At 69.8% G+C, this 17,930-nt stretch carries 21 protein-coding genes and 1 pseudogene; 9 read left to right on the forward strand and 13 right to left on the reverse strand.

Annotation, left to right across the window (positions count from 1 at the left end; translation table 11 throughout):
• A partial coding sequence (locus ACQEVS_RS00005) for a hypothetical protein (protein ID WP_433013227.1) occupies positions 1-958 on the forward strand: 958 nt, incomplete at its 5' end.
• Here the strand turns inward: ACQEVS_RS00005 and ACQEVS_RS00010 are convergent.
• Entirely contained in the window at positions 915-1,307 is a 393-nt protein-coding gene (locus ACQEVS_RS00010; RefSeq protein WP_433013230.1) for a recombinase family protein, read from the reverse strand. The genes ACQEVS_RS00005 and ACQEVS_RS00010 overlap by 44 nt on opposite strands.
• An 83-nt stretch (positions 1,308-1,390) precedes the next feature.
• Positions 1,391-2,098 (reverse strand): TetR/AcrR family transcriptional regulator, encoded by a 708-nt coding sequence (locus ACQEVS_RS00015; protein ID WP_433013233.1) that lies wholly within the window; start codon positions 2,096-2,098, stop codon positions 1,391-1,393.
• A gap of 239 nt (positions 2,099-2,337) precedes the next feature.
• On the opposite strand from ACQEVS_RS00015, the gene ACQEVS_RS00020 reads away from it, so the two are divergent.
• Both ACQEVS_RS00020 and ACQEVS_RS00025 read left to right on the forward strand, forming a co-directional pair.
• The gene (locus ACQEVS_RS00020; protein ID WP_433013236.1) at positions 2,338-2,925 is read left to right on the forward strand and encodes a flavodoxin family protein; all 588 of its coding nucleotides are present in this window, start codon (positions 2,338-2,340) and stop codon (positions 2,923-2,925) included.
• Between the two features lie 51 nt (positions 2,926-2,976).
• Positions 2,977-3,966, forward strand: coding sequence for an aldo/keto reductase (locus ACQEVS_RS00025; protein WP_433013239.1), 990 nt, complete (start codon positions 2,977-2,979; stop codon positions 3,964-3,966).
• 29 nt (positions 3,967-3,995) lie between these two features.
• Here ACQEVS_RS00025 and ACQEVS_RS00030 read toward each other — a convergent pair whose 3' ends face one another.
• The 4 genes and pseudogenes from ACQEVS_RS00030 to ACQEVS_RS00045 form a co-directional block, all read right to left on the reverse strand.
• A complete protein-coding gene (locus ACQEVS_RS00030; protein WP_433013242.1) occupies positions 3,996-4,418 on the reverse strand; it encodes a hypothetical protein in 423 nt (140 codons plus the stop codon).
• Between the two features lie 43 nt (positions 4,419-4,461).
• Positions 4,462-5,284, reverse strand: a pseudogene (locus ACQEVS_RS00035) (IS5 family transposase); the annotation flags it as partial.
• A gap of 150 nt (positions 5,285-5,434) precedes the next feature.
• A complete protein-coding gene (locus tag ACQEVS_RS00040) occupies positions 5,435-5,908 on the reverse strand; it encodes a hypothetical protein (protein WP_433013245.1) in 474 nt (157 codons plus the stop codon).
• A 95-nt stretch (positions 5,909-6,003) separates the two neighbouring features.
• Positions 6,004-6,570: a hypothetical protein gene (locus ACQEVS_RS00045; protein WP_433013248.1), complete on the reverse strand. Its 567-nt coding sequence runs from the start codon at positions 6,568-6,570 to the stop codon at positions 6,004-6,006.
• A gap of 292 nt (positions 6,571-6,862) precedes the next feature.
• Here ACQEVS_RS00045 and ACQEVS_RS00050 point away from each other — a divergent pair, with 292 nt between their 5' ends.
• The gene (locus tag ACQEVS_RS00050) at positions 6,863-7,102 is read left to right on the forward strand and encodes a hypothetical protein (RefSeq protein WP_433013251.1); all 240 of its coding nucleotides are present in this window, start codon (positions 6,863-6,865) and stop codon (positions 7,100-7,102) included.
• Positions 7,103-7,428: 326 nt separating this feature from the next.
• On the opposite strand, the gene ACQEVS_RS00055 is transcribed toward ACQEVS_RS00050, so the two are convergent.
• The gene (locus ACQEVS_RS00055; RefSeq protein WP_433013254.1) at positions 7,429-7,917 is read right to left on the reverse strand and encodes a hypothetical protein; all 489 of its coding nucleotides are present in this window, start codon (positions 7,915-7,917) and stop codon (positions 7,429-7,431) included.
• 888 nt (positions 7,918-8,805) lie between these two features.
• The gene (locus tag ACQEVS_RS00060) at positions 8,806-9,369 is read right to left on the reverse strand and encodes a hypothetical protein (RefSeq protein WP_433013257.1); all 564 of its coding nucleotides are present in this window, start codon (positions 9,367-9,369) and stop codon (positions 8,806-8,808) included.
• A 119-nt stretch (positions 9,370-9,488) separates the two neighbouring features.
• Here ACQEVS_RS00060 and ACQEVS_RS00065 point away from each other — a divergent pair, with 119 nt between their 5' ends.
• Positions 9,489-10,202, forward strand: a complete 714-nt coding sequence (locus ACQEVS_RS00065) for a class I SAM-dependent methyltransferase (protein WP_433013260.1) — start codon at positions 9,489-9,491, stop codon at positions 10,200-10,202.
• Positions 10,203-10,641: 439 nt separating this feature from the next.
• On the opposite strand, the gene ACQEVS_RS00070 is transcribed toward ACQEVS_RS00065, so the two are convergent.
• The 4 genes from ACQEVS_RS00070 to ACQEVS_RS00085 all read right to left on the reverse strand — a co-directional run bounded on the left by ACQEVS_RS00070 (position 10,642) and on the right by ACQEVS_RS00085 (position 13,593).
• A complete protein-coding gene (locus ACQEVS_RS00070) occupies positions 10,642-11,532 on the reverse strand; it encodes an NmrA/HSCARG family protein (RefSeq protein ID WP_433013263.1) in 891 nt (296 codons plus the stop codon).
• Between the two features lie 83 nt (positions 11,533-11,615).
• Entirely contained in the window at positions 11,616-12,056 is a 441-nt protein-coding gene (locus ACQEVS_RS00075) for a MarR family winged helix-turn-helix transcriptional regulator (protein ID WP_433013266.1), read from the reverse strand.
• 269 nt (positions 12,057-12,325) lie between these two features.
• Positions 12,326-12,982, reverse strand: a complete 657-nt coding sequence (locus tag ACQEVS_RS00080; protein ID WP_433013269.1) for a hypothetical protein — start codon at positions 12,980-12,982, stop codon at positions 12,326-12,328.
• 155 nt (positions 12,983-13,137) lie between these two features.
• Entirely contained in the window at positions 13,138-13,593 is a 456-nt protein-coding gene (locus ACQEVS_RS00085) for an Lrp/AsnC family transcriptional regulator (RefSeq protein WP_433013272.1), read from the reverse strand.
• Positions 13,594-13,686: 93 nt separating this feature from the next.
• On the opposite strand from ACQEVS_RS00085, the gene ACQEVS_RS00090 reads away from it, so the two are divergent.
• The 3 genes from ACQEVS_RS00090 to ACQEVS_RS00100 are packed head-to-tail and all read left to right on the forward strand — an operon-like array spanning position 13,687 to position 15,246.
• Complete coding sequence (locus tag ACQEVS_RS00090) at positions 13,687-14,493, forward strand: LLM class flavin-dependent oxidoreductase (RefSeq protein ID WP_433013275.1); 807 nt, start codon at positions 13,687-13,689, stop codon at positions 14,491-14,493.
• On the forward strand, positions 14,490-14,921 hold the full coding sequence (locus ACQEVS_RS00095; protein ID WP_433013278.1) for a nucleoside deaminase: 432 nt from the start codon (positions 14,490-14,492) through the stop codon (positions 14,919-14,921). Before ACQEVS_RS00090 ends, ACQEVS_RS00095 begins: the two co-directional genes overlap by 4 nt.
• A gap of 40 nt (positions 14,922-14,961) precedes the next feature.
• Complete coding sequence (locus tag ACQEVS_RS00100) at positions 14,962-15,246, forward strand: hypothetical protein (RefSeq protein ID WP_433013281.1); 285 nt, start codon at positions 14,962-14,964, stop codon at positions 15,244-15,246.
• Between the two features lie 931 nt (positions 15,247-16,177).
• On the opposite strand, the gene ACQEVS_RS00105 is transcribed toward ACQEVS_RS00100, so the two are convergent.
• A complete protein-coding gene (locus ACQEVS_RS00105) occupies positions 16,178-16,537 on the reverse strand; it encodes a hypothetical protein (protein ID WP_433013284.1) in 360 nt (119 codons plus the stop codon).
• A 330-nt stretch (positions 16,538-16,867) separates the two neighbouring features.
• On the opposite strand from ACQEVS_RS00105, the gene ACQEVS_RS00110 reads away from it, so the two are divergent.
• Positions 16,868-17,872 carry a LysR family transcriptional regulator gene (locus tag ACQEVS_RS00110; RefSeq protein WP_433013287.1) on the forward strand — a complete coding sequence of 335 codons (1,005 nt, stop codon included), beginning with the start codon at positions 16,868-16,870 and terminating at the stop codon, positions 17,870-17,872.
• Positions 17,873-17,930: the final 58 nt, after the last annotated feature.

Below are 17,930 nucleotides of genomic sequence, written 5' to 3' on the forward strand. Positions count from 1 at the left end.
CGTCGCGCTGACCGGGGCCTCGACGAGCCGGCACACGCCGGTGGTGTGCTCGCGGGAGGCTCTGGAGCGGCTGCTCGGCGTCGGGGAGGCGGTGACGGCCGAGCGGTTCGAGGAGGTGCTCGACGCGCTGGCCGACCGGGCGCTCGCGCTGTCGGACGGCACCCGGCTCCTGCTGCACCCGGGCGTACCGGAGCTGTTCCAGGCCCCGCTGGGCCGCCGCCACGGTGCCCACGCCCAGCGGCCTAGGACGGCGCCGCTGGAGCCGGCCAGGATGGTGCCGAAGACGCAGCCGGTGGACCAGACGAGGCGGGCGGGGGTGGCCGCGGCTGCGGCCGCCGCCGCGCTCCAGCGCGTCGACCGGCTCCTGGAGGTCTTCGCCGAGCCGTCGTGGCCCGAGCTGAAGCAGAGCGGCGGGATCGGTGTCCAGTCCGTCCGCCGCCTGGTCCGCCTGCTGCACGTCCCCGAGGGCGAGGTGCGGCTGTGGCTGCACCTGGCCGCCGAGCTCGACCTGATCGCCGTCGTCCACGGCCGGTGGACGCCGACGAAGCAGGCGGCCGCCTGGAAGGCGGCGGAGCCGGCCGCGCGCCTGGTCGACCTGGGGCGCGCCCTGCTGGGCCTGAGCGCGATGCCCCTGGCACCGGTCACCGATCCCGACCGCCCCGGTTGGCGCGCGGCGACTCTGAGCAGGGATGCCCACGTCTACCGCGCCCCCGAGGTCCACCACGCCGTGCTGCGCGTCCTGGCCGACCTCCCCGACGGCCACGGCATCCTCGACGACGACCAGCTCGCCGCCGCCGTCTACGACCGCACCCCCACCGTCTTCGCCCCCTACCGCCACCGCCCGCCACTGTCCGACGACCCCTTCTGCTCCCACCTGAGCATCTGGTGCGGCTCCTTACTGGAGGCGGACATGGTCACCGCCGCGGTGCTGCGCGAGAGCGAACTCCTGGCTTCGTGACCGCGGTCTTCTTGGGTTGGCGGGGCACGGTCTTGGCCTTGTCGAGGTACCCGTACACCGTCGACCGGGGCACGCCGAACATGTCGGCGATCTGCTGGACGGCCTTCTCCCGCTCGTCGTAGAGCCGTTGTGCGAGCGCGGCCTGGTCCTCGGTGAGCTTCGGCCGGCGTCCGCCGACCCGGCCGCGGGCCCGTGCGGAGGCGAGCCCGTCGTTGGTGTTCGCCACGATCAGTTCGCGCTGGAGCTCGGCGAGTACGGACAGCATCCCGAACATCGCGCGGCCCTCCATGGTGGCGGTGTCGATGCCCTGCTCGATCACGTGCAGGCCGATGCCTCGTCGGCGTCCCACTCGACTTTGTCTCTTTGCAGCTCAGGCAGTCGACCGGCGGCAAGATCGGATGAAAAGGGACACCCGCGGAGTAGGGGGCCCCTTCAGCCTGCCAACTGCTGTAGCCATTCGCGCAGCAGGGCCGTCTCCGTGTCTCGCAGAGGTACCCCGGTGCTGAGCGCGGTTTCAAGTGCGGCATCGAGGGCGAGTGCGTGCGAGGCCAGGTCGGACCCGGATGAGGCGGGCGAGTCCGTGGTGACCGAGGCCATAACGGTGTCCCGCAGCCGTGCCGAAGTGGTCAGGTCCCGCTGCGAGGGCTCTTCGCCGATCAGCGCCAGCGTGGCACCCGTCGTCGCCGCATGGATGACGCGGGTCGCCTGCTCCACCGGAACCCGAAGGCGCCCGGCCTCGGCCGCCCGGCCCAGCAGTCTCACCAGCAGGGCGTGCGCCTCGTCCGCGGCGGGGGGCCGCCGCCCGGGCCGCGCAGTGCCATACATGAGCACGTAAAACGCGGGGTGCCGCAGTCCGAAGTCGACGTGCAGGTCCCAGCCGCGGTAGAGGTCGGCCACCGGGTCGTCCGGGGTCAGCGCCAGTGCCTCCCGTTTCTCGGCCAGATAGATCTCGAATCCGTAGGCGGCCAGCTCGGCCAGGAGTCCGTCCTTGTCGTCGAACATCCGGTAGAGCGCGGGGGCCGTGATGCCCGCGGCTGCGGCGACCGCGCGCGTGGAGACCGCTTCGCTGCCGCCCTCCTCCAAAAGCTTGGCGGCCACCTGCAGTACCTGGCGTCGCGCGGCGCGTCGTCCCTCGTTCATGGAACAACGATATCGCATTTTGCGTATCGCCGTCTTATCGGTGCTACTGTTTGGAGCGGAACGACGATCCACGCTGATGGTGGTCGGCGCCGGCCCGCGACACCTGGGCATGCCCCGCACCCCGGCCCGGGACGTCGGCCCCCACTCGTGGAGCAGTGCGGCCGACCGCCGCACCGGGCAGCTCATCGTCTGCCGGCACACCACCGAACACGCCGCCTCGCGGCAGGATAGGAACACCCGTGTCCGACATCTCGATCGTCATCGCGTCGCATTCCGGCTACGGCCACACCGCGCAGATCGCCACTGCCGTCGCCGACGGCGTGCGCTCCATCGCCGGGACGCACGTCCACCGTGTGGACGTCGCCTCCCTCAGCGACGCCGACTGGGAACTGATGGACGCCGCGGACGCCATCATCTTCGGTACCCCCACCTACATGGGCACCGCGTCGGGGGCGTTCCACGTTTTCGCCGAGGCCACCAGCAAGCGGTGGATGACCCGCGCCTGGAGCGACAAGCTCGCGGCGGGATTCACCAACTCCGGCTCCATGAGCGGCGACAAACTGCACACCCTGCAGTACCTGGCGCTCCTGGCGGCCCAGCACGGAATGCTCTGGGTGAGCCTGAACCTCCTGCCGGGCTGGAACACCACCACATCCGGCCCTCAGGACGACAACCGCCTCGGCTTCTACCTCGGCGCCGGCGCACAGAGCTTCAACGACACCCCCGCCGTCCACGACGCAGACCTCAACACCGCCCGCCACCTCGGCCGGCGCGTCGCCGAGCACACCCGCATCCACCGCGCCGGACTGACCGCCGCAGCGCACTGACACAACGGTCCGCCAGAAAATGCCTTCTGGTGTCTTTCCGAGGAGTGAGTCATGCAGCACCGGACACTCGGAGGCCAGGGCCTTGAGGTCTCGGCGATCGGCTACGGCGCGATGGGCCTGACGATGGCCTACGGACCCACCGACGAGGAGGCCGGCGTCGCCGCCCTCCGCCGCGCGCACGACCTGGGCGTCACCTTCTTCGACACCGCCGAGATGTACGGCTGGGGCACCGGATCCAACGAGATCCTCGTCGGAAAGGCAGTCAGGCACTTCCGCGACGACGTGGTCCTGGCCACCAAGTTCGGCGTCGACATGTCGGTACCGCCCGAGCAGATCGGCGGCCCTCTCAACAGCCGGCCCGACAACATCCGCAAGGTCGCCGACAACAGCCTGCGCTACCTCGGCGTGGACCACATCGACGTCTTCTATCAGCACCGCGTCGACCCCAAGGTGCCCATCGAGGAGGTCGCAGGCACCGTTAAAGAACTGATCGACGCGGGCTGGGTGAAGTACTTCGGTCTCAGCGAGGCCGGGCCCGAGACGATCCGCAGGGCGCACTCCGTGCAGCCGGTCTCCGTCCTGCAGACCGAGTACTCCCTGTTCGAACGGGACGTCGAGCAGCTCTTCCCGGTCTTGGACGAACTCGGCATCGGCTTCGTCGCCTACTCGCCCCTCGGCCGCGGGTTCATCACCGGCACCGCCAAGCCCGCCGGCCGGTACGAAGGCAACGACATACGCAACGTCGACCCGCGCTGGCAGCCGGGCGACTTCGAGAAGAACGTCGAAGCCGTCGACCGGCTCGCCGAGCTCGCGGCGGCCAAGGGTGCCACCGCCTCCCAGCTGGCCCTGGCTTGGCTCCTGACCCGGGGCGAGCACATCGTGCCCATCCCCGGCACCCGCAGCCCGAAGCGCATCCGGGAAAACGTCGGCGCCGCCGACCTCACCCTCACCGACACCGACCTCAAGGCCATCGACGAGGTCCTCCCCCACGGCGGCTTCGGCGCCCGTTACACCGAGGGGTACGTGCCCACCTGGATCTGAGTGGGCGTTTTGCGAGCGTTCGCCGAATTTCAGTTTGAGTTGGCTTCTGGGGCGCCTGGCGCCGCCTTGGCAAGGGTGAACAGGCCGGGCTCGGGTTCGATGAGGATGTCACGGTTCACCAGGCGTTTCAGCTTGGCCCGGGTGTTCTCGGTGTGCCGTGGCTCGGGGCCGAGGTCAAGTGCCCGGGAGACGTCCCTGGCACGGAGTCCTTCCCCGGCCTGCTCGAAGAGTGCCAGGATCTCGCGGTAGCCGGCGGGCAGCGGCTCGGGTGCTGGGGTGCCGTTCTCGGCGGTCAGTTTCAGGATGGTCTCCCAGGTGGTCTCCAGACGGTTCAACGTCCTCTCGGCCGCGGTGAGTTGTTCGGTGAGCCGAGCAATCTGGTCACGCAGTTGCTCGACGGTCTCGCGGACGAGCCGCTGCCTGGTCTCGATCTTCTCCAGGAGTTCCCTCATCGACGCTCCCGCTGGTCGGGGATGCTGGCTGCCATGTCGGCGGGTCGCGCCAGGTCGGGGTGGAGGCGCGGGTGAGGCGGCGGAGCATGACGTCGGTCATGGACCAGTGGATCATTGCCACCGAGCTGGCCGGCCGTGCTTGGTAGTCGCGTGTCAGGCGCCGGTGGAGCATGAGGGTGCCCCAGGTCTGCTCGACGATCCACCGCTTGGGCTCGGGTACGAACCCTCGTGCACCGGGCTCGCGTTGAACGATCTCGACATCGATACCGAGACCGGCACCGTGGTCGGTCACCTGGTTCTTGAACCCGGCATCCACCCACGCCTTCGTCACAGTCGGCGCGCAAGCGGCGACCTTGTCCAGCAGCACGACGCCGATCGCGTTGTCGTGAACGTTGGCCGCGACCACGACAGCCGCGATGACCAGGCCGAGAACATCGGTGGCGATGCCTCTCTTGCGTCCCGGGCTCTTCTTCCCCGGATCCAGCCCCGTCGTCTCCTTCGGTGCGTTGACGGATGCGCGCACGGTCTGGGAGTCCATCACGACCGCGGTCGGGTCCTCATGGCGCCTGCGGCTCTCGCGGACCTGCCAGCGCAGCAGGTCATGGATGGTCTCGGCGGTACCGTCGTCGCGCCACTTGCCGAAGTAGTAGTACACCGCGCTCTTCGGCGGCAGGTCGTGGGGAAGGTATCGCCACTGGCAGCCGGTGCGGGCCTGGTAGAGGATCGCGTTGACGATCTCCCGCATCGCGTACTGGCCCTCATGCCCACTGACCGAGGGGTGACGAGCCTTCCAGGCAGCGATGACCGGCCGGATCAACTCCCAGGCCATCCGACAGATCGCTCGGGTACGCAGGACGCTCACCCACGTCCACCAGCACACCGCAGCGACAGCGAACCGCAAGGCCCCGAACCGGACAACCGTCCGTCAACAGCTACGAGAACAGCCGAACACTCGCGGAACACCCACTGAAAGGCCCTTTCAGGGACTGGGTACCGCCATCGCGAAGCTGCTGGGCTCACTGGCAGAGGCCCACCGGGTGTGTGCGCGTGACCAGTTGCGGGGTCCCGGTGGTGTTCTCGACCCAGATCACCTGCCGGCCGCCGGGGCTGGCGACCCCGGTCTGTTCGCCGGGATCGCAGGAGACCCGCTGTTTGGTGCCGTCAAGCGAGAACTGCCATAGCTTGCCCTGGGCGGAGACGTTCAGCGCCTCGTCGGAGGCCGCCAGGTTGTCGGCCTGCAGCGCATCGGGGCCCGTTCCGGGGCTGAGGTCCACCACGTTCGTGCCGTCCAGGTCCGCGCGGCGAACCGCGGTCTCCCCTCTGTCGCGGTCCTCCTGCACGAGCCAGTAGACGTGTCGGCTGGTGATCGCGGTGGACCGGTAGCTCGTGGGGCGGCTGAGCTGTCCCATCATGGTGAATGTGCCCGTGGTGGTGTCGAAGACCTCGGTGCCGTAGGTCAGGGGGGCCTCGGGCTCGGTTCGGTAGTACATGGTGTAGGCGATCCGCCCGTTCTTCACCGAGGGGTTGAAGCCCTGCTTGCCGCCGTCCTCCGGCAGGACGCGGTGACTGGTGTGGCTCTCGTCGCTCAGCCGTATGTAGCGCGGGGTGCGTCCGCCGGGGTGGAGCCGGGTTCGAAGACGACCAGGTCGCCATCCACCGCGAGTTTGACCACCGCCCGGCGGCCCCACCACAGGGTGGTGACCGGTCCGCCGTCGATCGACCTGGCCAGGATGGCCGTGGTCCGCCTGTCGTGCGTCAGCCACACCACGGTCTTGCCGTCGGTGACCGGGCTCACGTGCGAGCGACCGTCATCCGGGCTGATCCGCTGGGGAGTGCCGGTACCGTCGGCCCGGCCGGCCCACACGGCCGACTGCCCGGTGCCCTCGTCCGCTTTGGACGCGGCCCACCAGCCGCCACCGGCACCGAATCTGTCGTTGGCATCAACCCGGTCCAGTAAGACGTCGAAGTCCTTGGCCGACGCCGGCTTTCGAACGCTCTCGACCAGTGCCGGGGCGGCGCTGCGCTGCGCGGTGACCATCTCGTCCACCCCGGCCGGCCTCGCGACCGCAGGCACCGCCGAAACCATCAGGGCGGCGAGGCCCAGCATCGCCGCCGCGCCCGCCGCGCCGCTCCGACGTCTTGTCGTTCCCATCCGGCTCGCCCTCCGCGGGAGGCGCGCCTCACCCACGTTGGGTGTCTTCGGTCTTGCGCCACGTACTCCCAATCCGTACACGACATCCCCTTCCATCCCGTAACCGGTCCGGGGTATACAAGCGTGACGCCCGCCGGCACGGCAATGACGCACGGGAAGAGACGGCGCTTTCCAGCCCCTGCTCACAGGGGAGCCCCCGCCCAAAGATCCAGATGAGCGGTTCGGACACAGGTGCACAGACCAACGTCCGAGCGTGGATTACCGGGTCAGAGCAGACTGATGTGTCTGCGAGTTGCGCGAGACGGGGTTCACGTCGGTCGACCTGACGGCGGCGACCTTCGACGCCTGCACGATGAACTTCACCGCGTTCGACAGTGGCCGGTACGCCGGCTGCGACCTGCGCGGCAACCACCTCTCGGCCGTGCGCGGGGTGGCCAACCTTCGACGGGTGGTCGTCGACCGGCCGCAGCTCCACCAGCTCGCGCAGGCCCTCGCAGGGGACCTGGGCGTCGCCTTCGGCGAGGACCTTTAGGACTGAACCCTCACGTCCGGAGGAACCGTGCGGATTACGTTGTGCGCATCGTCCAGCCACACGTGTTGTCCTGTCTTGTCGACCATCAGCCCGAACCTGCGAAAGCCGGGCCGTCCCTGCTCCGCCCACCAGGCGTGCGCGGCCTCGATCTCAGCCCACAGCCGGCGTCGACCGTACTGGTAGACGGTGAACCGGGTCCGGTCATCGCGGAACAGGACACAGGCCCACGAGCGGTCGTTGAGGCTGAGGAGCCACACTGGGCGGGCGCCGCCTTCCTCCGGCCCTCTGGTGTGGACGACATCGGGTACGCGCAGATCGAGAGCGAACTAATTGTCATCCCAGGCCGCCGCACCGAGCACGTCGTCGTGCGCCAAGGTGGTGTGGGATTCGTCGGCGCCCGCTTTCGCCTCGGCGGTCACGTACGCGTCGTACGCGTCGACGGTGAGTCGCTGGGCTCGGGCGCGCATGAACGTCACCCGCTGTGTGAAGGGGCCCTGTGCCGACGTTCCGTCTTCGGCGACGACGAGGCGTGCGGTGGCCTCCGTCGGGGTGAAGTGGATGCCCCCAGGGATGAGGAGCACGCCTCCCGGTCGCATCTGCTCCATCAAGGCGTACGGGATGGTGCGCAGTCCGCACGTCGCGGTGATCCGGTCGTACGGTGCTGCCGCCGGGTGCCCGGCGAGGCCGCCGCCGTGGATCACCGTGACGTCGACGCCGGCTCGGAACAGGGCGCGGCGCGCGGTGTCGGCGACGGTCGGGTCCACCTCGATGGTGAAGACCCGTCCGCGGCCGGCTCTGACCAGGCACCGAGGCACGGGGCAGCTACGGTATTCGGCCGATGCGCTCTTCAGCACTTCATCCCTTCGTGTGAGTTACGCGATGCGGTGAGCGTGTCCTTGGCTGTGCTGGTCACCAGAGCTGTATCGGCTGCGCCGAACCGCGGTGCGGCAAGACCCCATCGGAGGCAGAAATGAGTGACAGTGGTGGGCTCGTCGACGTGAACGAACTGCTCACGCCCAAGGGCCCCGTCGCCGAACTCTGCAAGGGAGTCCTGGGAGTCGGTGTGGGCGGGAAGATCTCCCAGGACCTGGAAGATCTCCCAGGACCTGATCGACAAGGCCCAGCAGGTCAAGGACAAACTCCCCTCATAGTCCCGACTGCCTGTCCCGGCCATCCCAGCCGGGACAGGGGGCGACAGCGTCCAGGGGTCTGCGCACGGCAAGCACGACGGCTGCCGGAACGAGGACATCCGCCAGGCGACCGGGTGGCACTCCTCGCAGGCCGGACTCCAGTCAGACCGCCGAGTTCCGGGCGTGAGCAAGGTCTTCGGCGAACGCGCGCTCGGCCTGGGTGGGCACCCACGTGTGGGCCTCGTTCTGCGCCAGGAGCGCAGAGACGTCAGCAGTCGTCATGCCCGGGCCAATATCGGGGGTGAGCGCAGGGAACGGGCCGCCCGACGTCGAGAGCCTCGCCACTCCCCAGGCCGCCGAAAACCGGGTCCTCCCCCAGGAATGGCCCGGGTCGGCGGGGCGTAGGCGTCCGGCCACCTGCCGGGCGGCTTCCGGCTTGACCGGGGGTCGTCCGGCCTACCGAGCGCAGCCGGCCGGTGTCGTCGTGGCGGCCCAGGAGCAGCATCTGCGGATGGTGGAGGGTGCCGGTGACGCCGCCGGTGATCGCCTTGGTGGTGTGGCGCCGCCGGACCTTCACCAGCCGCGACGACCCTGCTCATACCTCTGTTCGAGACCCTTGGCTACGACCCCTTCGACGCCCGGGACTTGGGTCCAGGTGCTCATCCACGGATGCGCCTCCTCGACATCGCCGCTCACCGGACACAGCGCCCACGGCGGGGCCAGGGAGTGCTCGGTGAACAGCGCCTCCAGCAGGGCGCGGCGCTCGCGGCAAGGGCGGCTGAACAGTTCTCGGCCGTCGAGCTGGGGGACGTCGAAGGCGATGAAGTGCGCGGGCATGGATTCGGCGAGTCGAGGGACATCGCGTCGGCCGGCGGACGCGCGGCGCTGCAGCGCCTCGAACGACAGCGCTCCCATGTCCCACACCACCAGCTCCCCGTCCGCGACGAGGGCTTGGGGTAGTTGGCGGGCCGCGGCGGCCAGGTCGGGGAAGCGGGCCTGGATGAGTGCAACCGCGCCGCGACTGCAGCAGCACGGCGCCGCCGGTCTGGCTCGGGGTGAAGACGAAGCACCTGTACCCGTCCTCCTCCAGACTCGGTGTGTCTCATGAGACGACAGCTCGCGTCTGCGCCGCCCCATCTCAGAAACGATCAAGCACCGCAGGGGCCGCTCGTGTCAGGATGCTGGGCATGTCTGGTCGCGCCCTGAGTTTCGGAGTGGTGGCGGCAGCATACGAACGGTTCCGGCCAGGGTATCCCGTGGAGCTGTTCGACATGGTGATGGCCTATGCGGGCCACCCGGTTCGGACCGCCCTCGAGATCGGTGCCGGGACAGGCAAGGCAACCCGCCTGTTCGCTCGACGAGGGGTCGTGGTCACCGCCACTGATCCTGACGGGGCCATGCTCGCCGAACTGCGCGAGCACGTGCCGAAGAGCGTCAGATCGGTGCAAGCCGCGTTCGAGGACTTGCGATCGGGCGAACGGTATGGACTGGTCTATGCGGCAGCAGCGCTGCATTGGACGAACCCGGAGGGTCGGTGGTCGCGCGTGGCCGCACTGCTGGAACCGGGTGGCGTATTCGTCTCATGCGGCGGGCCATTTCAACTGGCTGACCCGGCTGTGGAGGAAGCTGTCCGCGCGGCGCGAGCACCTTTTTTGGAGAGTGACGAAATTCCGTCGCCTGACGGGACGCCACCGGATCATGAGATGCAGTGGCCGGGTACGGAGCTGCAACAGTCCGAGTGGTTCACCGGCGTTCAGCAGTCCGTGATCGAACGGCGAGTGACGATGAGCGCTCGCGACTACGTCAGTCATCTCTCCACCATCTCGGCTTATCTCGTCTTGCCGACCGCGGAGCGAGAGCATGTATGCAGCCAGATCATGCAGGTACTACCGGACAGAGTCGAGATGACCGCCGACATCACCGTCCATCTCGCGCGTCGGCGCCACGGTATGAGCTCTCACCGAATCTGACCCATGCTGAGCGGCACTGAACCGCGGTGGATCAGATTCGGTGAGCCATGAGGTAGCCGACCATATGTCAATGAAGTCGATCCGCCTCTGGTCAGACGGAAACAAGGCCTCAGCGGCGGTCGGAGACGCGCCGAGCACCGTTGCGGATGGCCGACACGGTCAAGCCTGTTACGACCATCCGCTCTACGGGTCCAGACGCCGGCGCGGCGGCCTCGCGGGCATAGTCGGTGAGCTCTTTGGGTTGACGGCCCGGGGCCTCCCGGGCGTGGACCTTTACCTCGCCGTCGACCGGCGGCCTCTCGACAACCAGTGTGCCGGTGTCGGCCTCGGGCACGCCCCGGGAGCTTCGTGACTACTTCAACCGTTGGCGGATGCGTTGCCGTGCCCAGGTCGCCGGGACCGTGGGCACGATCGCGGGGCGTTCATCGCGGCCGGAGGCTCAGGAAACAGCGACGTTTGTGGGCGCGGTCCAGCCGGTAGCTCGGATCCACTCGGCCAGGTCCAGGGGGGCCGGCTCGATCGAGCGCACCGCCGCGGGGCTCGAAGGGTATTCCGCCGCCTTCGCGAACTCACGGAACATCGCCTTGTCGAGGTCGTTGGGAAGCACGCTCAACGGGAGGGCCTCGTACCGTGCCGGGAGCCCGGCGCGCGTGCCGAACGCCGCGGCGATCTGGGGGCCCGTCAGCTCGTCGCCGATGAGCTCGACGGCTCCGCCGGGCGCCTCCGCGGTGTCGAGCAGGAGCGCGGCGGCGACCCGGCCGATGTCCCTGACCGAGATCATCTTCAGGGCGACGTCCTCCGGCAGCGGCATCCTCAGCACGATCTCCCCACGTTCCAGGCTCGGTGCCATCACGCTCGTGAAGTTCTCCATGAAGGCGGTCGCGCGAACTATCGAGGCCCTGAGGCCGGACTTCCTCAGGTGCTCCTCGATCGAGTGCTTCGAGTCGTGGTGCGGCACACCCGACTCCCGGTCCGTTCCGAAGACCGAGTTGAACACGACGTGCGGGACGCCCGCCTCGACCGCCGCGTCGACGAGCGCAGTACCGATGCGGATCTCCGCCTCGACCTCCTCGAGGCTGTTCGCCTCCGGGGTCATGAAGTAGAACCCCTCGACCGTCGCCAGTGCGGCGGCCAGCGACGCCGGGTCGTCGGCCCGGATGGCTGCCAGCTCGACGCCGCGGGCGGCCAGCGCCTGAGCCCGGTCGGACTGCGGGTCGCGGACCAAAGCCCGCACCCGCGCCTTGTGGTCCAGCAACGCGTCGACCACCGCCCCGCCCTGCTGCCCCGTCGCGCCGAAAACCGCGATCGTGCCGGTCGTCTGTGTGTTCATCGCTGCCACCCTTCACTAGTTCACGCCATGAACGAAATTAGTTCATGGCGTGAACATCGTCAAGGTGTGGGTGTAGCGGGACCTCACGGTGTGACGGGTTGGTTCGAGGTGGGCGAAGAGAGGTCCGAGGTGTCCACGATGGCGGTGGCCACGCGCTCGAAGTGGCGCTGGTCGTCGGCGTCGAGGTTCCCCGCGATCTCGGGCAGGCGCTTGGCGACCTCGGCGTAAACGGCCTCGGCGAGCACCTTCCCCGTGGGGGTCGCACTGAGCATGACGACCCGTCGGTCCTGCGCCGAGCTTTCCCGGCCGACCAACTCGCGCCGCGCGGTGCGATCGACCAGCTGGCTCAATGCGTTCTTGGTCATGCCCAACGACGCGGCCAGGTAAGCCATCTGCCGCGGCTCGTTCCTGACTGCGCAGAGCAGCGTGGCCTGCGAGGGGGTCAGGTCGAATTCGGCGCAGATCTGCGCGTACTTGCGTTGAATCACAACCGAGAGCCAGAAGAGCTTGTCGCCATAGTCCACGCCGGCCTCCCCGGTCCGATGACAAACGATCAGCCTACTCGTCGCGGGCCGGCAGACCACGCCACTCACCAGGAGATGCACACCTCTGCGAGACAGGCCTGGCACCCCTACCCCAACCACTTTAATCGACTTACCCTGCCCCTCCACCCACAGGTGGCGCCTCCACCGGCGCGCGCCGGTGCCATGTCACTTCTGTGCCGCGTCGAGGGTGGGATAGCCGGTGTATGCGGTGTGGTCGCCGCCGTAGACCGTGGCCGGGTCGGCCGCGTTCAGCGGCGCGTGCGCCTGGAGGCGGGCCGGCAGGTCCGGGTTGGCCAGAGCGGCCGCCGCGACGGTGACGACGTCGGCCGGCCCGACATCGAGGTCGGCGATCCGGCCCTCAGGGGAGCGCGGGCGCGGTTGAGGAGCAGGACCGCAGGCCATTCACGGCGCAGCCCCACGACGAGGTCTTCGTCTCCGGCGTGGATCATGTGCAGGTAGGCCAGGTTCAATGCGGCCAGGGCGGCGAGCAGAGCCGGGTATACCTGGTGCGTGTCGTGCTCGGTGCGGTCGTTGTACGAGTTGCCCGGCGAGACCCGCAGGCCCGTACGGGCGGCGCCGATCTCGTCGGCCACCGCCGAGGCGACCTCGACGGCGAAACGGATGCGGTTGGTCACTGCGCCGCCGTACTGGTCGGTGCGCTCGTTGCCGATGGAGACCTTGCGCTTCTCGAAGTGCGCGAGGAAAGCGTCCCATTCCTCCTCGGTCGGCGTCCGAGACTCTTCGCTGGGCCGACTGGCCCGGTGACGGTCGATGAAGGCGCGGTGGGCCTTGATGGTCTCGGCCGGGCAGATCGTCTTGTAGCCCATCGTCGCATCAAGTCTCCGATGCCCGCAGAGCACTTGCGCGATGCGCGGTGGCAGACCGTTCATGACGGCTTCGGTCACGAAGATCCTGCGGAGGTCGGGCGCTCTCACTGGTGGCGGTGTCGATTGTCTCGTCGCGATCGTCCGCCGCTACGGCGAACTGACGGACCGCCTGACCGGTTCGACCCCGTACGCCGCCCGCAGCATGCGGAGGTCATCCGGTGCCTGACGGCGGGTCATGGCCGCTGCGGACCCCGGAACGGGAGCGTCTGCCGGTACACCACGCTGGTGGTGGTGCTGCCCAGGCCGGCCAGCTCGTCCATCAGCACCTCCAGGTGCTCCATCGACGTCGCCGCCACCTTGAGGGTGTAGCAGTCGTCGCCGGTGGTGCGTAGGCACTCCAGGATCTCGCGCCGCTCGGCGAGCAGCCGGTGCAGCGGCTGGTGGCGGTTTCCGGGGTACTTCAGCCGCACCAGTGCCAGAAGTGGGTAGCCGACCTTCGCCAGGTCCACCGACGCGTAATAGCCGGTGATCACGCCCAGCGACTCCAGCGCGCGCACCCGCTCGGTGGTGGCCGAGGCGCTGAGGCTCACCCGCCGGCCCAGCTCGCTCAGCGAGATCCGGGCCTCCTGCTGCAACTGGGCGATGATGGCCCAGTCGGTATCGTCGAGGGTCGCGGTATTCACGGTCACGACGCGAGACTACCGGCAGATCCACGGCGGAACGAGGCTCATGCCGGGAAGATCATATTCCTCTGGCCGTGATCACCGGGATAGCCTCGAATCATGCAACTGGGCGTGAACGTACCGAACTTCGGACCCGGCACCGATCCGGGCGTGCTGCGCGACTGGGCGAGGATCACCGAGGGGCTCGGATTCGACCTGCTGATGGTCTCCGACCACCTGGTGATCACGCCGGATGTGGCCGAGCGCTACCCTGAGCCGTTCTACGAACCCTTCACCACCCTCTCTTGGCTGGCCGGCCTGACCACCCGGGTGCGGCTGGGCACCACCGTCCTGGTGCTGCCATACCGGCACCCGCTGGCGGTGGCCCGGATGGCCGCCAACCTGCAGCAGCTGAGCGGCGGCCGGTTCGTCCTCGGGGTGGGCGTCGGCTGGGCCCGGCGGGAGTACGACGCGCTCGGCGTGCCGTTCGGCGCGCGCGGGCGGCTCACCGACGAGTGCCTGGGCGTGCTGCGCGAGGCGCTGCCCACCGGGTACGGGCGGATCCCGGTCTGGATCGGCGGCAGCAGCGCGGCAGCACTGCGGCGCACCGCCGAGTTCGGCGACGCCTGGCACCCGCTGCGGCTGACGCTCGGCGCGATGAGCGGCGTGCTGGCGGAACACCGGCTGCCCGGTTTCGCGCCCCGGATCGCGCTGCGGCTGACCGATGCGCCGGTCACCGCCCCCGACCGGCCCGCCGGGGTCGGCACGCTGGAACAGGTCCTCGCCGACCTCGAGCAACTGCGGGCGCTCGGCGCGGACTCCGTCGTCTTCGACCCCTTCCACGGCGACCCCGAGGAGACCCGCCGGCCGCAGCCGGCCTGGCGGGACCTCGCCGCCGTCGCCGCCCACTGGAGGACCCGACCGTGATCACCACCGCCGACCAGGCCCTGCTGCGCCGCGCCATCGGCCTGGCCGCCCGCGCCGTCACCCTCGGCGACGCGCCGTTCGGCTCGCTGCTCGCCGGGCCCGACGGCACCGTGCTGGCCGAGGACCACAACACGGTGCGCCGCGACAACGACATCACCGCCCACCCCGAGCTGAAGCTCGCCCGCTGGGCCGCCCGCGAGCTCGACCCGACGACGGCCGCCCGCACCACCATGTACACCAGCTGCCAGCCGTGCAGCATGTGCGCCGGCGCCCTGGTCCGCTCCGGTCTCGGCCGGGTGGTGTACGCGCTGGCGACCGAGCAGCTGGTGGAGCTGCACCCGGCCGCCGGAGACTGGCCGGTGGTCGCGCAGGACGGCCCGGACCTGTTCGAGGAGGCCCGGGCGCCGATCGACGCCTACTACGCCTGACCAAAAGGCGCGAACGGGTCAGCGCCGCCGGGCGACGGTGATGCAGGCCACCACCAGCGCCGCCACCGGGCAGGCGTTCGCCGGCACCAGCACAGCCCAGCAGAGCGTCAGAGGCGGCAGCTGGGTCTCGCACTACGACGGCGCCGCGGCCCACGACGCCAGCGCCCTGGACATGGACCGCGTAGTCCAGCTCGCCGAGAACTGGGATTCCGGGGCTTCCCAGTGGACCGCCAAGGAGCGTCAGGAGTACGCCAACGACGAGCTGGCTTGTCGCTCGTCCTTGGGCCGCGAGCGGGACGTGAAGGAAAACGGGGGTGGTGTGTGAGAAGCTGCAGGTCGCTTGAGCGCTCGACGGTCCAACGGTCTGAGGCGTCCCCCGCGCACCGGCCGCCGGCTGGCCGGCTCGTCCCTGGTCCCCTCGGAGCCACCCGGCTGGTCCGGTGGGGCCCGGCAGGACGACGACCGCTACGGGCCCGCGCCAGGGCGAGCTGATGCGGCCGACGCGGGGCGCCGTCGTAGGAGACGTCAGGGACGCGCTCGACGCGGGAAGCGCAGCGCGAGCGTGCCCAGCGCATGGCGCGGCTCCCTGCACCCCGCGCCGACGACCAACGCGCGGTGCGGGCCGGGGAGTTGGGCCCGGCGGCGTGTTCCTCGGCGTCCACCAGTGCCAGGACCGGGGAAGTTGGGCGGTGCGGGTGTTCCAGATGGCCTGGCTGCCGTCGTAGATCACGACGTTGCCGTCGTCCTGGACGGCGAGCCGGGAACCAGGGTGGCCGGCGGTCTTCGATGAACGCCGTCGTTTCCGCGCTCGGCGGAGGCGAGGCGCTGACGGCCCACAGCAGGCGGCGGCCATGACCTTCTCCCGCAGTTCCTGGCGCATCTGCTCCCGCGCCTGCTCGGCCGTGTCGCCGGCCGTCCCGGTCCGGCGGGACAGCTACGCCCGGTAGTGCCGGAAGAGCATGTCGCAGATCCGGGGAACCATGACGAACTCGGTGGGCCGGACCAAGGGAGACGTCCTCGAAGAGCGTCGACAGATCGCGCGTCGACAGGTCGCCGGACGCCGCGAAACAGGCGAGTCCCCCTTGGTGAGCGTCCCGACAGCACGCCCCTTACCATCATGTGGCTCAGCGGCAGGTAGATGAGCACGATGGCCGGCCGCACCGGCTGGCCCGGTACGAAGTCGACCCACACCTGGCGGGCCACACGCTCGGTGTACATGGCCCCTTGGGGGGCGCAGGTACTTCCCGAAGTGTAGATCAGCGCGCCGGTCGCCGAGGCGTCGGGCACCCGCGGCAGCGGCGGCAGCGCCCTTCCCCGCTCGACGACCGACGCCAGCGTGTCCAGGGCCGCTCCCCGGCCCCCACCGCGAGCCGGGCGCGCGCGGACTCCAGCTTCTCCTGGTGGGCGGTGGCCTCGGGCCGGTGGCCGATGACGACGATCCGGCCCAGCCAGGGGGCGTTCACCGCGAGTGCGAGCGCGACGTCCAGCTGGTCGACGTCCAGCACGAGCAGGCGCGGCCCGCTCTGCTCGACGACGGGGGCCGGATGCGCCGCCGAAGCACCCGGCGGCCGGGGGACGGACACCGCGCCGGAGCGGACGCAGGCCAGGTCCGCCACGATGTACCGGGCACTCGGAGACCCGAGGCCGCGATGGTGGCGGCTCGGGCGGCCCGGCCTTCCACCGGAGGATTCCCTCCTCGTCACTGCCATGCCCACGATCACGCCTGGGACCAGGGGTATTGGCGTATGCCCACGCGCGGCCGGTCTGCCGGTACTCCTCTGCCGGGATCGGCTCGACGCCGGGCCGCATGCGAGTGGTGTAGAGCAGGCCCTCGAGATGGTCGATCTCGTGGGCGACGAGCCGGACGAGCCCGCGCTCGTACACCGTGGTCACCTCGGTGCCGTCCGGCTCGGTGGTCCCCCGCCCGCCCTCGATAGGGTCCGGCGGTGGAGATCTTTCACCTGCGCTACTTCGTGGCGGTCGCCGAGAACCTCAGCTTCTCCCGCGCCGCGCGGCAACTGCACATGGCCACCTCGCCGTTGAGCCGGCGAATACGGGACCTGGAACGGGAGCTCGGCCGGCAACTCTTCGACCGGGATTCGCATCACGTCGCGCTGACCCCCGCCGGTGCGGCACTGTTGCCGGCGGCGAAGGACGTCCTGGGCCGGTTCGACGACCTTCCCTGGCGGCTTCGCCAGGCCCTGGGGGCGGAGCGGCGGGCGGCGTACGTCGGCGTGGTGCCGGTCCTGCACCCACAACTGCGGGAGCGCCTGGCGCGGCTGGAGACGCGCTGCGCCGACGGGTACGACGTCAAGCGCTGGCCCGGCAACAGCGCGAACCTCGTGGCCGCCGTACAGCGTGGCGACCTGGCCATGGCACTGGTGCACCTGCCTGTGCACGCGGAAGGCATCGAGGTGCTGGAACTGCTGCACGAGCCGTTGGGCGCGCTGCTGCCCGGCGCCGAGTTCGGCGGGCGGAGCTCGGTGTCGTTGAACGAACTCACCGACCATACGTACGTGACGTCCGCGCCCGGCACTCTCCCCACCTATTTCGACCAGCTCAAGGTGCGGTTGAAAGCCGCGGGAATCCACCGGGAGATCACTCTCGATATCGGGGATTACGCGAGCGTGCGCGAAATCGTGGCGAACGGTTCGGTCTTCGGTATCACGCTGCTCAGTGCGGGCAGCCGTGGGGAGGGAAAGGACACGAGCATCGTCCTGCCGTTCCGCGATTTCTCGCCCGCCCTGGCGACCGGTCTGGTCTGGCGCCGCGACCGCGCCCGGCCGGACGGCGACCTGCACGCTCTTATCAGCACGGCGGAAGCGGTGTTCGCCGCGCCCCTCGACCCATGCGAGGACGCTTCCGCCGGCGCGTCGAGACCTACTCCCGCCGACTCTCCTGACCCCCCTCCTCCTGGCTCCGACTCCCGCCCTCCGCGCGGTCTGTACTGATCAGCCCGCCCCCGCCCCCATCACCCCTCCGCTCCGCCACTCCGCCACCGCCCTCGCA

Source organism: Streptomyces sp. CA-181903 (genome assembly GCF_050937075.1).
In the GTDB taxonomy this organism is placed as follows: domain Bacteria; phylum Actinomycetota; class Actinomycetes; order Streptomycetales; family Streptomycetaceae; genus Streptomyces.

What these genes read in the sequence shown, in the direction of transcription:
- ACQEVS_RS00015 (WP_433013233.1), bottom strand. Translation starts at nt 2,098, where the DNA reads ATGAACGAGGGACGACGCGCCGCGCGACGCCAGGTACTGCAGGTGGCC.
- ACQEVS_RS00025 (WP_433013239.1), top strand. Translation starts at nt 2,977, where the DNA reads ATGCAGCACCGGACACTCGGAGGCCAGGGCCTTGAGGTCTCGGCGATC.
- ACQEVS_RS00030 (WP_433013242.1), bottom strand. Translation starts at nt 4,418, where the DNA reads ATGAGGGAACTCCTGGAGAAGATCGAGACCAGGCAGCGGCTCGTCCGC.
- ACQEVS_RS00040 (WP_433013245.1), bottom strand. Translation starts at nt 5,908, where the DNA reads ATGTACTACCGAACCGAGCCCGAGGCCCCCCTGACCTACGGCACCGAG.
- ACQEVS_RS00045 (WP_433013248.1), bottom strand. Translation starts at nt 6,570, where the DNA reads ATGGGAACGACAAGACGTCGGAGCGGCGCGGCGGGCGCGGCGGCGATG.
- ACQEVS_RS00060 (WP_433013257.1), bottom strand. Translation starts at nt 9,369, where the DNA reads ATGGGGCGGCGCAGACGCGAGCTGTCGTCTCATGAGACACACCGAGTC.
- ACQEVS_RS00070 (WP_433013263.1), bottom strand. Translation starts at nt 11,532, where the DNA reads ATGAACACACAGACGACCGGCACGATCGCGGTTTTCGGCGCGACGGGG.
- ACQEVS_RS00090 (WP_433013275.1), top strand. Translation starts at nt 13,687, where the DNA reads ATGCAACTGGGCGTGAACGTACCGAACTTCGGACCCGGCACCGATCCG.
- ACQEVS_RS00100 (WP_433013281.1), top strand. Translation starts at nt 14,962, where the DNA reads ATGCAGGCCACCACCAGCGCCGCCACCGGGCAGGCGTTCGCCGGCACC.